Source organism: Pseudomonas sp. X10 (genome assembly GCF_054889225.1).
The window spans coordinates 1716065-1732839 of the sequence record NZ_CM142677.1 but is presented as its reverse complement, the minus strand read 5'-3'; the positions used below and the strand labels follow the sequence as shown (position 1 = coordinate 1732839).

At 64.2% G+C, this 16775-nt stretch carries 14 protein-coding genes; 3 read left to right on the top strand and 11 right to left on the bottom strand.

The window, feature by feature from the left end:
- The first annotated feature begins 695 nt into the window (after nt 1-695).
- Complete coding sequence (rne, locus tag ACYU03_RS08015; protein ID WP_461889545.1) at nt 696-3953, top strand: ribonuclease E; 3258 nt, start codon at nt 696-698, stop codon at nt 3951-3953.
- Nucleotides 3954-4097: 144 nt separating this feature from the next.
- Here the strand turns inward: rne and murB are convergent, their stop codons facing one another.
- The 8 genes from murB to ACYU03_RS07975 form a co-directional block, all read right to left on the bottom strand.
- The gene (murB, locus tag ACYU03_RS08010) at nt 4098-5117 is read right to left on the bottom strand and encodes a UDP-N-acetylmuramate dehydrogenase (protein WP_461889543.1); all 1020 of its coding nucleotides are present in this window, start codon (nt 5115-5117) and stop codon (nt 4098-4100) included.
- A complete protein-coding gene (locus ACYU03_RS08005) occupies nt 5114-5578 on the bottom strand; it encodes a low molecular weight protein-tyrosine-phosphatase (protein WP_461889541.1) in 465 nt (154 codons plus the stop codon). Before ACYU03_RS08005 ends, murB begins: the two co-directional genes overlap by 4 nt.
- A complete protein-coding gene (gene kdsB / locus ACYU03_RS08000; protein ID WP_461889539.1) occupies nt 5578-6342 on the bottom strand; it encodes a 3-deoxy-manno-octulosonate cytidylyltransferase in 765 nt (254 codons plus the stop codon). The genes ACYU03_RS08005 and kdsB overlap by 1 nt, the downstream gene beginning before the upstream one ends.
- The gene (locus ACYU03_RS07995; protein WP_065761464.1) at nt 6339-6524 is read right to left on the bottom strand and encodes a Trm112 family protein; all 186 of its coding nucleotides are present in this window, start codon (nt 6522-6524) and stop codon (nt 6339-6341) included. Before ACYU03_RS07995 ends, kdsB begins: the two co-directional genes overlap by 4 nt.
- Before the next feature lie 39 nt (nt 6525-6563).
- Nucleotides 6564-7574, bottom strand: a complete 1011-nt coding sequence (gene lpxK, locus ACYU03_RS07990) for a tetraacyldisaccharide 4'-kinase (RefSeq protein ID WP_461889536.1) — start codon at nt 7572-7574, stop codon at nt 6564-6566.
- Nucleotides 7574-8008, bottom strand: coding sequence for an ExbD/TolR family protein (locus ACYU03_RS07985; RefSeq protein ID WP_461889534.1), 435 nt, complete (start codon nt 8006-8008; stop codon nt 7574-7576). The genes lpxK and ACYU03_RS07985 overlap by 1 nt, the downstream gene beginning before the upstream one ends.
- Nucleotides 8005-8640, bottom strand: a complete 636-nt coding sequence (locus ACYU03_RS07980; RefSeq protein ID WP_461889533.1) for a MotA/TolQ/ExbB proton channel family protein — start codon at nt 8638-8640, stop codon at nt 8005-8007. Before ACYU03_RS07980 ends, ACYU03_RS07985 begins: the two co-directional genes overlap by 4 nt.
- 86 nt (nt 8641-8726) lie before the next feature.
- Nucleotides 8727-10937 (bottom strand): DNA internalization-related competence protein ComEC/Rec2, encoded by a 2211-nt coding sequence (locus ACYU03_RS07975; protein ID WP_461889531.1) that lies wholly within the window; start codon nt 10935-10937, stop codon nt 8727-8729.
- Nucleotides 10938-11080: 143 nt separating this feature from the next.
- Here ACYU03_RS07975 and ACYU03_RS07970 point away from each other — a divergent pair, with 143 nt between their 5' ends.
- Entirely contained in the window at nt 11081-11707 is a 627-nt protein-coding gene (locus ACYU03_RS07970; RefSeq protein WP_461889529.1) for a DUF2062 domain-containing protein, read from the top strand.
- On the opposite strand, the gene ACYU03_RS07965 is transcribed toward ACYU03_RS07970, so the two are convergent.
- The 3 genes from ACYU03_RS07965 to ACYU03_RS07955 form a co-directional block, all read right to left on the bottom strand.
- Nucleotides 11591-12370: an ABC transporter permease gene (locus tag ACYU03_RS07965; protein ID WP_461889527.1), complete on the bottom strand. Its 780-nt coding sequence runs from the start codon at nt 12368-12370 to the stop codon at nt 11591-11593. The two genes, ACYU03_RS07970 and ACYU03_RS07965, sit on opposite strands and share 117 nt — an antisense overlap.
- The gene (locus ACYU03_RS07960; RefSeq protein ID WP_461889525.1) at nt 12367-13299 is read right to left on the bottom strand and encodes an ABC transporter ATP-binding protein; all 933 of its coding nucleotides are present in this window, start codon (nt 13297-13299) and stop codon (nt 12367-12369) included. The genes ACYU03_RS07965 and ACYU03_RS07960 overlap by 4 nt, the downstream gene beginning before the upstream one ends.
- A gap of 146 nt (nt 13300-13445) precedes the next feature.
- Entirely contained in the window at nt 13446-14069 is a 624-nt protein-coding gene (locus ACYU03_RS07955; RefSeq protein ID WP_461889523.1) for a glutathione S-transferase, read from the bottom strand.
- Nucleotides 14070-14272: 203 nt separating this feature from the next.
- On the opposite strand from ACYU03_RS07955, the gene ACYU03_RS07950 reads away from it, so the two are divergent.
- Nucleotides 14273-16720 (top strand): acyl-CoA dehydrogenase, encoded by a 2448-nt coding sequence (locus tag ACYU03_RS07950; protein ID WP_461889521.1) that lies wholly within the window; start codon nt 14273-14275, stop codon nt 16718-16720.
- The last annotated feature ends 55 nt before the right edge of the window (nt 16721-16775 follow it).

Sequence of the window (16775 nt, the reverse complement as noted above, 5' to 3'; positions counted from 1 at the left end):
TAGTCGCGAACGCCGCCAAAAGCGGCAGGCCAGCGGCGCATGGCCCTGAGCCATGCCCTGACCGACGCAATTCTCTAGGACGCGAGGCCGTCCGACGGGGTTTTCGCCAGTTTACAGAAATGCCTGGAATCGCCACCAGCGCCGAGTAGAGAAGACCGAAAAAAAACGACAAGTGCGGTGTTTCACCCTCCTTCCTGTTCTTTTTCGCTGCACTCTCCCAGCACCGTCGCTTCCACGCAGACCATGGCGAATACTTCGGAAATACCTGCCTTGGACATGAATGCGCCAGCTCCCTATCGGAGATGGCGATAAATGCAACCCGTTGCGGATTCAGCGCGCGGCAGCACCCGAATTATCAGGGATACGTGAAGGGTGGAGATGCACAACCATCGGACCGTGTAGCACTGCGTCCGGCCCACCGGCCCACTGTTTGGCCCGGCGAGCGGACCCGGTCTTGATCAAGATGCCCCCGGGCGTCCACGGCCGAAGGCTGATTCCTCCTCCTGACTGAGTGCATTTGGCACCACAGCAAACAGGACGCGTCGTCGCGACTTCGGCAGCACTGGGCAACCAGTCGGTACTGAATGTCGCTGGACACGGGGGTGGCTCGCCACCCTTTGCGCACCTGACACCGACCGTGAGAAGTCGTGTGTGCCGAACGCCGTTTCCGGCAGCCCGGAAACCGACGGTACAACATGAAAAGAATGCTGATTAACGCAACTCAACCCGAGGAGTTGCGTGTAGCTCTGGTGGACGGCCAACGTCTCTACGACCTGGATATCGAATCCGGGGCGCGCGAGCAGAAGAAGGCCAACATTTACAAAGGCCGGATTACCCGGATCGAACCCAGCCTCGAAGCCGCATTCGTCGACTTCGGCTCCGAACGTCACGGCTTCCTGCCGTTGAAGGAAATTTCCCGCGAGTACTTCAAGAAGGCCCCCGAAGGCCGTGTCAATATCAAAGAAGTGCTGAGCGAAGGCCAGGAAGTCATCGTCCAGGTCGAGAAGGAAGAACGCGGCAACAAGGGCGCAGCCCTGACCACCTTCATCAGCCTCGCCGGCCGCTACCTGGTACTGATGCCGAACAACCCGCGTGCCGGCGGCATCTCCCGCCGCATTGAAGGCGAAGAGCGCAATGAACTGCGCGAGGCCCTCAACGGCCTGGTCGCCCCTGCCGACATGGGCCTGATCGTGCGCACTGCCGGCCTTGGCCGCAGCAGCGAAGAGATGCAGTGGGACCTGGACTACCTGCTGCAGCTGTGGACCGCGATCAAGGAAGCCTCCCTGGACCGCGCCGCGCCGTTCCTGATCTACCAGGAAAGCAACGTCATCATCCGCGCCATCCGCGACTACCTGCGTCAAGACATCGGCGAAGTGCTGATCGACAGCATCGAAGCCCAGGAAGAAGCCCTGACCTTCATCCGCCAGGTGATGCCGCAGTACGCCAGCAAGGTCAAGCTGTACGAAGACAGCGTCCCCCTGTTCAATCGCTTCCAGATCGAAAGCCAGATCGAGACCGCCTTCCAGCGCGTCGTCGACCTGCCGTCCGGCGGCTCGATCGTCATCGACCCGACCGAGGCCCTGGTCTCGATCGACATCAACTCGGCGCGCGCCACCAAGGGCAGCGACATCGAGGAAACCGCCCTGCAGACCAACCTGGAAGCGGCCGAGGAAATCGCCCGCCAGCTGCGCCTGCGTGACATCGGCGGCCTGATCGTCATCGACTTCATCGACATGACCCCGGCCAAGAACCAGCGCGCCGTCGAAGAGAAGGTCCGCGAATGCCTCGAAGCCGACCGCGCCCGCGTCCAGGTCGGCCGTATCTCGCGCTTCGGCCTACTGGAAATGTCCCGCCAGCGCCTGCGCCCTTCCCTGGGCGAAAGCAGCGGCATCGTCTGCCCACGCTGCAGCGGCACCGGTATCATCCGTGACGTCGAGTCTCTGTCCCTGGCCATCCTGCGCCTGATCGAAGAAGAAGCCCTGAAGGACCGCACCGCCGAGGTTCGTGCCCAAGTGCCGATCCCGGTGGCCGCATTCCTGCTCAACGAGAAGCGCAACTCGATCACCAAGATCGAACTGCGCACCCGTGCACGCATCATCATCCTGCCGAACGACCACCTGGAAACCCCGCACTTCGAAGTCCAGCGCCTGCGCGACGACAGTCCCGAAGCGCTGAGCGGCCAGTCCAGCTACGAGATCGCCGCCGCCGAGACCGAAGAGGTTCCGCAGGTCGCCGCCACTCGCACCCTGGTACGCCAGGAAGCCGCGGTCAAGACTGCCCCGGCCCGCGCCAATGCGCCGGTCCCGAGCACTCCTGAACAGCCCGCTGCCACGCCAGCCCCTGCACCAAGCGTGCCTGAGCCAAGCCTGTTCAAGGGCCTGGTCAAGTCGCTGGTGAGCCTGTTCGCCGCCAAGGAAGAGCCTGCCGCAGCTCCAGCCGCGACCGCTACCGAGAAGCCTGCTGCCACCGAGCGCTCGCAGCGCAACGAAGAGCGTCGCAACAGCCGCCAGCAGAGCCGCAACCGCAACGGCCGCCGCGACGAAGACCGCAAGCCGCGCGAAGAGCGTGCCGAGCGCACCCCGCGTGAAGAGCGCCAGCCACGTGAAGAACGTGCACCGCGTGAAGAACGTGCCCCACGTGAAGAACGAGCCCCTCGCGAGGAGCGCGCGCCACGCGAAGAGCGTCAACCACGCCCATCGCGCGACGAGCGTCGCGGCAACCGTGAAGAACGCGTGCGCGAACTGCGTGAGCCTCTCGACACCGCTCCGACCACTCCGGCCACCCGCGAAGAGCGTCAGCCGCGCGAAGAACGTGCCCCCCGCGAGGAACGCGTAGCTCGTGAAGAACGCGCCCCACGCGAAGAACGTGCAAACCGTGAAGAGCGTGCCCCGCGTGAAGAGCGCGCGCCACGCGAAGAACGCCAGCCACGCCAGCCACGTGAAGAACGCCAGCCACGTGCCGCCGAACAGGCAGCCGAGGCTGCCGAAGAGCAACTGCCGAACGAAGAGCTGCTGCAAGACGAGCAACAGGAAGGCACCGAGGGCGAACGCCCACGTCGCCGCTCCCGTGGCCAACGTCGCCGCAGCAACCGCCGCGAGCGTCAACGCGATGCCAACGGCGAGCTGATCGAAGGCGGTGAAGCAGAAGGCAACACCGAAGGCAGCAGCGAAAGCACCACTGAGCCGCACAAGGCTAACGAACTGGGTGCCGAACTGGCCGCAGGCTTGGCCGTGACCGCCGCCGTCGCTACCAGCAACATCAGCGCCGATGCAGAAGCCCAGGCCAACCAGCAAGCCGAACGCGCCACTGCTGCCGCCTCCGAAGCCGCCCCTGTAGCCGCCAAAGAAGCTGCCGAGCCGGTTGCCGAGGCCGCTCCAGCCGAAGCAGCGCCTAGCGCTGTCGAAGCCGCTGAAGAAGTGGCCGCCGCGCCGGTGGTAGAACAGCCAGTCAGCGCACCGGTTGCCGTAATCGAGCCTGCTGCCGAGCCAGTTGGAGAAGTGGCGCCGCAGGTGGCTGAAGAGGCTCCGGCCGCTGAAGCAGCAGCAGAAGCCGCGCCAGTCGTCGAAGCTCCAGCCCCGACGACCGAGCAAGCTGCACCCGTTGTCGAAGCCCAACCTGTAGCGGCCGAAGCTGCTCCGGTTGCTGTCGAGCCAGAACCAACTGCCGAACCGGCAGTGGTCGAAGCCCCCTCGGCGATTCTGCCGAACGGTCGCGCCCCGAACGACCCACGTGAAGTGCGTCGCCGCAAACGCGAAGCTGAAGCCGCTGCTGCAGCCGCTGCCGCCGCTGCAAACGCCGAAGCCGAGCAGCCTGCTGCCCCGGTGGTCGAACAGCCAGCCACTGAAACCACTCCAGTTGCCGACGAGGTAACGCCAGTGGTCGAAGAGTCGGCCGAGACCGAGCAGCCGCACAAAGCCCTGGAAACCACCGAAGAGCACAAACCTCACGGTTGATTCCAATGGCTGAATGAAAAGCCCCGCCAGTTCACACTGGCGGGGCTTTTTGTTTTGTACGGATTGGAGGCCGGTGACGCGTAAGCATCGCCAGCTGACGCTGGCTCCTACAGGGCCTGCGTCGGCCTCAAGCATCTCACAGGCTCAGTAGAGGTTCGGCTCCATCTCCAGCTCAACACCGAAGCGCTCGTGGATATCAGCCTGGATCCTGCGCGCCAGCGCATGCAGTTGAGCTCCCGTGGCCTGGCCATAGTTGACCAGCACCAGCGACTGCAAACAGTGCACGCCCGCATCGCCCTCGCGAAAGCCCTTCCAGCCCGCCTGCTCGATCAACCAACCCGCCGCCAGCTTCACTTGCTCATTCGCCTGTGGATAAGCCACCACGCCCGGATAGCGCGAACGGATCTGCTCCGCCTGCTCAGCAGAAATCACCGGATTCTTGAAAAAACTACCGGCATTGCCCAATTTGGCAGGGTCCGGCAGCTTTTCCCGGCGGATGCTACAGATCGCATCACTGATTACCTGTGCGGTGACTTGTTCGACACCCTGCTCCTGCAGACGCTGACGTACCGGCCCATAGTCCAGGTGCGCCCTAAGCTCGCGGCTGAGGGCAAAACGCACGCGCAGGATCAGCCAGCGCCCTGGGCTGCGCTTGAACAGGCTGTCACGGTAGGCAAAAGCGCATTCCCCAAGGCTGAAATCACGTAGCTCACCGGTCTGGCGGTCCAGCGCCGTCAGGCCGGCGAATACATCCTTGATCTCCACCCCGTAGGCCCCGATGTTCTGCATCGGCGCGGCGCCCACAGTGCCGGGAATCAGGCTGAGGTTTTCCAGGCCACTGAACCCCTGTCCCAGGCTCCATTGCACGAACGGATGCCAGGGCTCACCAGCCTCGGCTTCCACCACCACCCGCTCACCGTCATCCTCAAGCACGCGCAGGCCACGACTGGCCATATGCAGCACCAAGGCCTGGACATCGGCCGTCAACAGCAGGTTGCTGCCACCACCGATCACCAGCACGGGCAGGTCCTGCTCGGCCGCTGCAGCCAGCGCCAGGCGCACCTCGTCATCGTTGTGCGCCTGGACGAACCAGCGCGCCTTGACATCGATGCCGAAGGTATTGAAGGGCTTGAGCGAAACCCGCTCCTGCCACTGCGCCGTCATAGCCGCCCCTTGAGTTCGTCGACCAGGCCCTGGCAGGCGACCTCGATCAGGTCCAGGACCTGCTCGAAGCCTTGCTCACCGCCATAGTAGGGGTCCGGCACCTCTTCCAGGGCGCTACGGTAGCGGCGCAGGAACAGGTCGAGCTCGGCGCGTGCCGCCTGCGGGCGCAAGGCCTGCAGGTGGCCGAGGTTGCTCTTGTCCATGGCCAGAATCAGGTCGTACTCATCGAAGTGGGCGGCACTGACTTGCTGCGCGCGCTGCTGCGATAGGTCATAGCCCCGCAGCAGTGCTGCACGGCTGGTGCGCTTGTCCGGAGCCTTGCCGACATGCCAGTCACCGGTGCCGGCCGAAGCCACATGCACCCGCGAGGCCAGGCCAGCGGCCTGCAGTTGATGACGCAGCACGCCTTCGGCAGTGGGCGAGCGGCAGATGTTGCCCAGGCAAACAAACAAAACGCGCATCAAGCCTCCAGCAAGCGCCGCACGCGCTCCAGGTCTTCAGGGGTGTCGACACCCACCGGTGGCGCCTGAATGGCGTCGGCCACATGGATACGCACGCCATGCCAGAGCGCGCGCAGTTGCTCCAGGGCCTCGGCCTGTTCAAGCCAGCAGGGGCCCCAATTGACGAAGTCCTGGAGGAAGCCGGCACGGTAGGCGTACATACCGATGTGCCGGCGATAGGGCACGCCCTCCGGCAACAGGTCGCGGGCCTTGGCGAAGACATCCCGCGCCCAAGGCAACGGCGCGCGGCTGAAGGTCAGGGCAAGGCCATTGCTGTCGCTGACCACCTTCACTGCATTGGGGTTGAACACCACTTCCGGCTCGCTGATCGGCTCGGCCAGGGTGGCGATACCGGCTTCCGGGTGGGCCGCCAGGTTAGCCGCCACCTGGTCGATGATCACCGGCGGGATCAAGGGCTCATCACCCTGCACGTTGACCACGATGGCATCGTCGGCCAACCCCAGGTAGGCGGCAACTTCCGCCAGGCGATCGGTGCCGGACTCATGGTCGGCACGGGTCAGCAGGACTTCGGCGCCAAAGGCCTTGCAGGCATCGAAGATGCCTTGGTCATCGGTGGCGATCACCACCCGGCTGGCGGCACTCTTACGCGCCTGCTCCCAGACATGCTGGACCATCGGCTTGCCGGCGATCGGCAACAGCGGTTTGCCCGGCAGGCGCGTAGAACGCAGGCGGGCAGGAATCACCACAGTGAAATCCAGGCTCATTTTTCCAGGCGCTCTTCGTCGGTCAGGGTGCGGGCTTCGCTTTCCAGCATCACCGGGATGCCATCACGGATCGGATAGGCAAGGCCCGCGCCCTTGCTGATCAGCTCGGTCTTGTCGGCGCTGAGCTTGAGCGGGCCTTTGGTGATCGGGCAGGCAAGGATATCGAGCAGTTTGGTGTCCATGGAAATTCCTTGAGGCCAATGGCCGGAAAATGAAAAGGGTCAGGGCTGCCGGCGCCCGGGCAGCAGGCGTTCGAGCTGACCATCGAACCAGTCGCCGAAGGCCTCGGACGGCACGGCGTCTACGGCCAGGTACCACCAGTCGGCACTGGCGAAAGCACGGCATTTCACCGCATCCTTCTCGGTCATGACCAGCGGCAACGCCGGGCTGAACGCCAGGCTCTCGGCGCTGAACTGCGCATGGTCGGCAAAGGGATGCGGCACCGGCTGCAAGTTTAGCCCTTGCAGGGTGTTGAAGAAACGCTGGGGATTACCGATTCCGGCCACCGCATGCACGGCCTGGCCGGCAGGAAAATAGTCGAGCCCACGGCGCTCGCCACTGCTCAGGTTGACCAGCGCAGCGGGCTGGAGACGGAAGGCGAAGCCGCCCTCGCGGTCGGCGTTGGCGCCGTTGTACAACACGGCATCGGCCTCGCCCAGGCGCTCGGCCGGCTCACGCAGCGGCCCGGCAGGCAGGCAACGGCCATTGCCCAGGCCCCGTGCGGCGTCGACCAGTACCAGTTCCAGATCACGCGCCAGGCGATAGTGCTGCATGCCGTCGTCACAGAGGATCAGGTCCAGGGGCTCGCTGGCGAGCAACGCCTTCACTGCCCGTGAACGGTCGGGGTCGATCATCAGTGGCACCTGAGTGCGCTGGACGATCAGCAAGGGTTCGTCGCCGGCCTGCTCGGCGCTCTGTTCGGCGCGGACCCGCCAAGGCAACTGCGGGGGCCTGGCGCCATAGCCACGGCTGACCACACCGACCCGCAGCCCACGCTGGCGGCAGTGCTCGATCAGCCAAAGGATCATTGGCGTCTTGCCAGTACCGCCGACGGTGATGTTGCCCACCACCACCACAGGCACGGGAGCGTGGTAGCTGGCGCTTTCACCATTGAGGAAGCGCGCCCGCTTGCGTTGCACCACACGACGGTACAAGGCCTCGAGCGGACGCAATAGGACCAGGGCCGGGTGCCCGGCGTACCAGGCGGCGAGTAAACGGTCGGCGAGCGCCATCAGGGAGTCCCCTGCGCGGCCTCGACGGTGGTCATGCGCAAATGGCTGAAACCGAGCTTGCCAGCAGCATCCATTGCGGTGACCACGGCCTGGTGCGGCGTCTTGCCATCAGCACTGATCGACAACGGCAGTTGGTTGTCGCCCGCCGACTCCTGCTGCAACGCCTCGGTCAGAGTGGCCAGGTCGCTCTTGGGCAGCAGGTGGTTGTTCACCGAGTACACGCCCTCGGCGCTAATGGTGATCTCCACCCGCTTGCCCTCCTCTTCCGTCGCCGGCGTGGCGCTGGCAGCCTCTGGCAAGTCGACGCGCAACTGGGTTTCGCGGGTGAAGGTGGTGGTGACCACGAAGAACAGCAGCAGGACGAACACCACATCGATCAACGACGCCAGGTTGATGTCGACGTTCTCCCGCTGCCGATTGCGCCGGAACTTCACGCCTTGCCTCCAGCCACCTCGACCTCACGGTCGCCCTGGAGCACCTCGACCAGCTTGATCGCCTCCTGCTCCATGCCGATCACCAACTCGTCGATGCGGCGCAGCAGGAAACGGTGGAAGAACACCGCCGGAATACCCACCATCAGGCCAGCCGCCGTGGTGACCAAGGCCTTGGAAATACCGCCAGCGAGCACGGAGGCATTGGCCGTCATCTGCGTGCCCATGAAGGCGCTGAAGATATCGATCATGCCCAGCACCGTGCCCAGCAGCCCAAGCAGCGGCGCCATCGCGGCAATGGTGCCGAGGGTGCTGATGTAGCGCTCCAGCTCATGGATGACCCGGGACGCCGACTCCTCGATGCACTCCTTCATGATCTCGCGGCCGTGCCGGGAGTTGGCAAGGCCCGCGGCGAGAATCTCGCCCAGCGGCGAATCGGCGCGCAGGGCCTTGAGCTTGTCACTGGTCAGTTGCTTGTCCTTGATCCACATCCATACCTGGCCAAGCAGATGCGGCGGGGTCACGCGGCTGGCGCGCAAGGTCCACAGACGCTCGGCGACGATAGCCATGGCGGCGATGGAGCTCAGAATGATCGGCAGCATCATCCAACCGCCGGACTTGACCAATTCCCACACAGTTAGCATCCCCCTGAAAAAGTCCGCCACTCTACCATAGGAGCGAGGGGGGCTCATCTGCCGAACGTCAACAGCTCCTGACCGGGTTAGCGCCAGAAACGCCGTTGACTACGCAGCCCGGTTGCCTCGCCGTGAGAGCCCAGGCGTAAGCGCAGCGCGCCCTCCAGCGCGCTGTCATGGATCGTCAGACCATGCCGACGGTAGCGCGCCATGACCTCGGCATGGGGATGACCGAAACCATTGTGGCGCCCGCGCGAGATCAGCACGCCACGGGGTGCGGTGGCGGCGATGAAGGCTTCACTGGACGAGGTGCGGCTGCCATGGTGCGGCGACTGCAACCAGTCCACCTGCGGCACTGCCGTATCCGCCAGCCAAGCCCGCTCCGCCCCCGCTTCAATATCCCCGGCCAACAGCAAGCGCTCGCCCTGGGCTTCGACCAGCAGTACGCAGGAGCGCTGGTTGCTGTCCGGCCCTTCGGGCCAGCGCCAGAGCGAGAAGGCCACGCCATCCCATTGCCAGCGCTCACCGCTGACGCAGGGTTGGGCCTGCAACGCCTCGGGTAGCGCCGCCGCTTCGCCGCCCAGCACCCGCCTGACCGGCAATCCTCGGTGGATCGCGGCAGCGCCTCCGGCATGGTCGGCATGGGCATGGCTGATCAGCATCAGGTCGAGCTCGCGCACGCCCAATTTACGTAGGGTCGGCAACACTACACGCTCGCCCAGGTCCATCTCCCCCATGGCCGGCCCGGCATCGTAGAGCAAGCTGTGCTGACGGGTACGCAGTAGGATCGCCAGGCCCTGGCCGACATCCAGTTGCCAGACTTCCACCTGTCCTTCAGGTATATCTTCCCTGGGCACCCACAGCGCCAGCAGCATGACCGCGCCCAGCCCACGCAGCGGGACGCCACGGGGCAGTAGCAGCAGCAACGCGCCGAGGCAGACCAGCGCCCAGGCCCACAATGGCAGGGGCTCCGGCAACCAGGCGGGACGCCAGTGGGCTACCTGGGCCAACAGGCGAAACAGCAGCTCCAGCAAGCCACCGGCCAGCCACAGCAGCGCTTCACCCAGTCCCGCAACTGGCAACAACGCGGTGCCGAGCAGCGCCAAGGGCAACACCGCCAGGCTGATCCAGGGCACGGCCAGCAGGTTGGCCAGCGGCGCGCTGAAGCTGACCGGCAAGCCCAGCGCCAGCAGCGCGGGCAACAGGCCCACAGCGATCGCCCATTGCGCACGCGTCCAGGCCTGCCAGGGGCGCCACGCACCCAGGCGGCCGGCAAAGGTGAAGATGAGGATCGCCACGGCCGTGAAAGACAGCCAGAAACCTGGCAACAGGCTGGCCAGTGGTTCGGCCAGCAACACGCCGTTGAGCGCGAGCAGCAATGGCCAGCCAGGCCCCAACTGACGGAAGCGCAGTCGCCAAAGCAGGACCACCGCCAACATCAAACAGGCACGCTGCACCGGCACCTGGAAACCAGCCAACAGGCCATAGCCCAGCGCCGCCGCCATGCCCAGGCCGCAGGCCCAAGGCAGCCACGGCAACCGCTGCGGCCACCAACCCAAGCGCGCCAGCCCGGCGACCATGGCATAGACCAAACCGGCCAACAGGCCGATATGCTGCCCGGAGATCACCAGCAGGTGCACCGTGCCGGTGTCCTGCAACACCTGCCAGTCCTCCCTTGGCAAGCCGCCACCATCGCCCAGCACCAGAGCCACTAGCGCCGCCTCCCGGCCATGGGCCTCGACAGCCAGCAGGCGCTGACGTACGCCATCGCGCCAGGCCAGGCTGGCCGGCTCCAGCAAGGCACCGGCCTTGACCGTACCGGTGCCGCCGATGCGCCGCGCCAGCAACCGCGCTTCGCGGTCCGGTCCATAGGGGTTGAGCAACCCATGGGGGCGCTTGAGGCTGACCGCCAGACGCCAGCGCTCCCCGCTGTTGACCTGAGGCCCGCCAAACCAGCTCAGTTGTAGGCGCCGTGGCAGCTCGGCGCGCCGTGACACCACGTCGCTCAGTTCAAACCGCACCGACTGCCCGTCCTGCCGGGGCAACCCCACCACCCTGCCCTCGAGCCACAGGGTGCGGCCATCCAGTGCCGGGGCCAGGCGGTCATCCAGTGCCCCCTGGGCCGACCAACAGGCCCAGCACAGGCCGAGCAGCAGGCATCCCAAGGGCCACCCCCGCGAACACAGGCAGACAAGGGCGAAAAAAAACAGTAGGCAAAGCCACCCGACCGATGGCAGTGCTGGCAGAAGGCCCAGGCACAACAACCCGAGCGCGAGCGCGAACATCCCTGTGCGCATGACTTGAAGCTCCAGAACAAAAACGTCCCCTGAGGCATAGATCAGCGTTCAGCGATACTCGCTTAATATTTGTCACAAAGTCTGAACCAGGCGGTTATGGAAACCGGTGCATACTGGCCCCCATCAACCTGCCGAGCCCCTACATGCCGCGCCGACTTTTCAAACGCTACATGCCGGATCCGACCAGCATTCGAGACCACAAGTCCTTACGCTTCCTCGGCCGCTTGTTGCATGACCCCAACCTCTGGCACCTGAACCGCCATTCGGTGGCCCGGGCCATGGGCGTCGGCCTGTTCGCCGCCTTTATCCCGATCCCGATGCAGATGCTGCTGGCCGCCAGCCTGGCGATTCCGGTACGCGGCAACCTGCCGATCGCGGTCAGCCTGGTCTGGCTGACCAACCCCTTCACCATGCCGCCGGTATTCTTCTGCACCTACATGATGGGCGCCTGGCTGCTGCAGATCCCTCCCCGCACCCTGCCCGATGAGCTGACCTTCCAGTGGATCACCGAGCAGCTCGGGACCATGTGGCAGCCCTTCCTGCTCGGTTCAGTGGTCTGCGGCGTGTTGCTCGGCATACTCGGCTATGGCCTGACCATGCTCTACTGGCGCTGGTGGGTAGGCCGGCAATGGCGCCGGCGCAAACGCAAGCAATCAGCTGCGCATGCCGCGGCCGCTGACCAGCAGGCGAACGCAGAGCGCGTAGAGCACCGCGGTGGCAACCAGCATGAACGTAATCGCCGTGCCAATGCGGATATCCGAAACCCCTAGGATGCCGTAGCGGAACGAGTTGACCATGTGCAGAACCGGGTTGGCCAGCGACACGGCCTGCCAGAACGGCGGCAGCAGGTTGATCGAGTAGAACACCCCGCCCAGGTAGGTCAGCGGCGTCAGCACGAAAGTCGGGATGATCGAGATATCGTCGAAGTTGCGCGCGAACACCGCGTTGACGAAGCCCAGCAGGGAGAAGATGGTCGCGGTCAGCAGCACCACCACCACGGTCACGCCCAGGTGATGCACCTGCAGATGGGTGAAGAACAGCGACAGGATGGTCACGATCACACCCACCGCCAGGCCACGCAGCACGCCACCCAGCACATAGCCGACGAGAATGGTGTGCGGCGACACCGGCGAGACCATCAACTCCTCGATCGAACGCTGGAACTTGCTGCCGAAGAAGCTCGATACCACGTTGCCGTAGGAGTTGGTGATCACCGACATCATGATCAGCCCCGGTACTATGTACTCCATGTAGGAGAAGCCGCCCATGTCGCCGATCTGCCGGCCGATCAGGTTACCGAAGATCACGAAGTACAGGACCATGGTGATCGCCGGCGGCAGCAGGGTCTGCGGCCAGATACGCAAAAAGCGCCGGACTTCACGGTAGACGATGGTATTCAGGGCGACCCAGTTGGTGCGCAGTTCCACACTCATACGGCCACCTTCGACAGGTTTTTTTCCACCAGGGACACGAACAGTTCCTCGAGTCGATTGGTCTTGTTGCGCAGACTCAGCACCTCGATGTTCTGCAGCGCCAGTTGGCCGAACAACGCGGTGATGCCAACATCCTTGTCTACCTGGACCTCCAGGGTATGCGGGCTGATCAACCGGCACGGGTAGCCGGCCAGGTTCGGGGCCTGGGCCAGGTCGTGCTTGAGGTCGAGGACGAAGGTCTCCACATGCAGCTTGCTCAACAGTTTGCGCATGCTGGTGTTCTCGACGATGGTGCCGTGGTCGATGATGCCGATGTGGCGGCACAACTGCTCGGCTTCCTCAAGGTAGTGGGTGGTCAGGATGATGGTGATGCCCTTCTGGTTGAGCTCGGTGAGGAAGCTCCACATCGAACGGCGCAGCTCGATATCCACCCCAGCGGTTGGCTCGTCCAGGATCAGCAGGCGCGGCTCGTGGATCAACGCGCGGGCGATCATCAAGCGGCGCTTCATGCCCCCCGAGAGCGAACGCGACGGCACGTCGCGCTTGTCCCACAGCCCCAACTGGGTCAGGTACTGTTCAGCGCGCTCCTTGGCGAGCTTGGGTGGAATGCCGTAGTAGCCGGCCTGGGTAACGACAATGTCGAAGGTCTTCTCGAACTGGTTGAAGTTGAACTCCTGGGGCACCACGCCCAGGCAGCGCTTGAGCGCCGCCGGCTCGCGGTCCAGGTCATGGCCGAAGACATTCACCGTACCGCTGGTCTTGTTGACCAGGGTCGAGAGGATACCGATGGTGGTGGATTTACCGGCACCGTTGGGGCCGAGCAAGGCGAAAAAGTCACCTTCGGCGACATCCAGATCGATGCCCTTGAGGGCCTGGAAGCCGTTGCCGTAGGTCTTGGTGAGCTGTCGGATGGACAGGGCAGAACTCATAGCGGGTCACGTACCGAGGAGTAGAGGGTTCGGAACACGCCAGATCACGGTGCTGGCGCAGTGAGTGCGGCCATGGTGCTAGGCCTGGCCGCTTAAGTACAGTCACGCGTATTGATAGTGACTATCGAAAGAGCAGAGGTGTTCGATCAGGTCAGCGCGGTCATCACCGCTGCCTGGTAGGCTGGGCGCGCTTTCAGGCGCTCGTACCAGGCCTGCAGGTGATGCATGTCCGGGCGCTCGATAGGCATCTCGAACCAGGCATAGACGAAGCTGCCCAGGGGGATGTCACCCATACCGATCTCGTCGCCGGACAGGTAGGGCTGGTGCGCCAGGGTCTGGTCGGCAATCGACAGCAGTTCGGCGCACGCCTTATGCGCGGCGTTGATCGCCACCCAGTCGCGCTGCTCTTCGGGGGTGCGCAGCAGACCCCAGAACAACGGACGGAAGGGTGTGGCGAAGGATGAAGTGGTCCAGTCCATCCACTTGTCCGCCTGGGCGCGCTGGCGTGGGTCGTCGAGGTACCAGCCCTGCTCACGACCGTACTGGGCGCAGAGGAAGCGGACAATGGCGTTGGACTCCCACAGCACCAGATCGCCGTCCTCGAGCATCGGTACCAGGCCGTTGGGGTTGCGTGAGCGATAGTGTGGTTCGTTGACCACACCGAAGGCACCACCGGCGTCGATCGACTCGAAGTCCAGGCCCAGTTCATGGGCGATCCACAGCGCCTTGCGTACATTGCTCGAATTCTTGCGACCCCAGATCTTCAGCATGGCAACGTCCTGATTGAATGCAAAGGACAGCCAGTTTACTCCAGGCCAGTGAGTGTGAGGTGTTTTGGGATTGCATGATGGCCACCAGATGCATGCCTGAACTCCTGTCATCACGCCCTGTCACTGAACAGACAAGGCGGTCTCGCGGATGCCGACTAAGCTCTGGTGGCACGCTGACACGATATTTCCACGGAGGAAGGACTATGTTGCTGTTGTGGTTGGTAGTTCTGGTGATCGGCGCGGCGTATCTCGCGCACCGGCGCATCGCGCCCTTGCCGGCGCTGGGGATACTCGCGGCATATCTGGTACTGATGGGTATCTTCAGCCATACCCCAGGCTGGCTGTTGACGATCTTCTGGCTGCTGCTGGCAGCCTCCGCAGCGTTCGTGCTGCTGCCGGATCTGCGCATCAAACTCTTCACCAGCCCGCTGTTCAGTTGGTTCAAACGTACCCTGCCACCGATGTCGCAGACCGAACGCGAGGCTATCGATGCCGGCACCGTATGGTGGGACGGCGAACTGTTCAGTGGGCGCCCCGACTGGCGCACCTTGCTGGCCTACCCGGCACCGAAGCTGACTGAAGAAGAACAGGCCTTCATCGATGGCCCTACCGAAGAACTGTGCGCCATGGTCAGCGACTGGCAGATCGGCCAGGACCTGGACCTGCCGCCCGCAGCCTGGGCACACATCAAGCAACATGGCTTCTTCGCCCTGATCATTCCCAAGGAATACGGGGGCAAAGGCTTCAGCGCCTATGCCCACTCCCAGGTGGCGATGAAACTGGCCACCCGCAGTGGCGACCTGGCCTCCACGGTGATGGTGCCCAACTCGCTCGGCCCGGCCGAGCTGCTGCTGCACTATGGCACCGACGAGCAACGCAACCACTACCTGCCACGCCTGGCCCGCGGGGATGAGATCCCCTGCTTCGCCCTGACCGGCCCGCTGGCCGGCTCCGATGCGGGTGCCATGCCCGACACCGGCATCATCTGCAAAGGCCCGTGGCAAGGCGAAGAAGTCATCGGCCTGCGTCTGAACTGGGAAAAGCGTTACATCACGCTGGGCCCGGTCGCCACCCTGCTGGGCCTGGCCTTCAAGGCCTACGACCCGGACCACCTGCTCGGCGAGCAAGAAGAACTGGGCATCAGCCTGGCGCTGATCCCCACCGACACCCCGGGGATAGAAATCGGCAAACGCCACCTGCCACTCGGCGCTGCGTTCATGAACGGCCCCAACAGCGGCAAGGACGTGTTCATACCGTTGGACTTCCTCATCGGCGGCCAGGCCATGCTCGGCAAGGGCTGGATGATGCTGATGAACTGCCTGTCGGTGGGCCGCTCGATCTCGCTGCCCGCCGTGGGCACCGGCGCGGCCAAGTACACCAGCTTGGTGACCGGCCAGTACGCCAATATCCGCGAGCAGTTCAACGTGCCGCTGGCCGCCTTCGAAGGCATCCAGGAGTCGCTGGCGCGCATTGGTGGCAACGCCTGGCTGATGGACAGCGCCCGCCTGCTGACCGCCAAGGCCGTGGACCTGGGCGAGAAACCCTCGGTGCTATCGGCGATCCTCAAGTACCATCTGACCGAACGTGGCCGCGAATGCATCCAGCACGCCATGGACGTGCACGGTGGCAAGGGCATCATCATGGGCCCGAACAACTACCTGGGCCGCAACTGGCAAGGTGCCCCGATCTTCATCACGGTCGAGGGCGCCAACATCCTTTCGCGCAACTTGATGATCTTTGGCCAGGGTGCAATTCGCTGCCATCCGTTCGTGCTCAAAGAGATGGCCCTGGCCGGGCGCGAGGATCGAGACCAGGCGTTGAGAGAGTTCGACGATCTACTGATGAAGCACATCATGTTCGCCGCAGGTAACGCCTCCAGTACGCTGATCCATGGCCTGGGCCTTGGCCGTCTGGAAACGGTCCCGGGCGACGCGTTGAGCCAGAGCTACTTCCGCGCCCTTAATCGCCAAGCCGCAGCGTTCGCGCTACTGGCAGACCTGTCCATGCTGCTGCTCGGCGGCACCCTCAAGCGCCGTGAACGGCTCAGCGCACGGCTGGGCGATGTCCTCAGCTATCTGTACCTTGCCAGCGCTGCGCTCAAGCGTTATCACGATCTGGGTTCGCCGGAGCACATGCAGCCGCTACTGCGCTGGGCCATGGAAGAAAGCTTGGGCCAGGCGGAAAAGGCCCTCGACCGCTTGCTGAACAACTTCCCCAACCGGTTTGTCGGCTGCGCGCTTCGGGTATTGGTGTTCCCCTTGGGCCGCCGCCATACCGGGCCTAGCGATGAGCTGGATGCAGAGGTGGCGGGCCTGATTGGGCGGAGTAAAGGAGATCCGGCGCTAGAGGAGTTGCTGGCGGGATGCTTCAGGCCCAGCGCCGAAGGCGACCCGGTCGCTACCCTGCAAACGGCCAACGACCTGGTGGCCGAAATTGCACCGCAGGCCAGGGAACTTCAGCAAGCAATGCGAGCCGGTAAGTTGCGTATTGCTGCAGGCGAAGGGCCAGTCGAGGCAGCGGTTCGAGCCGGTATATTACAACCGGCGCAAGCACGGCGCCTAGAGGAAGCCGAACATCATAGACGCCAGGTGATTGAGGTAGATGCATTCGATAAAGAAAGTCTCGCATTAACCAAGGGCAAAATTCGTTAGGTGACTGCCGCAGAACACCGATGAGGCCACGAAGTGCCTCGTCGGTTCGCTGCGC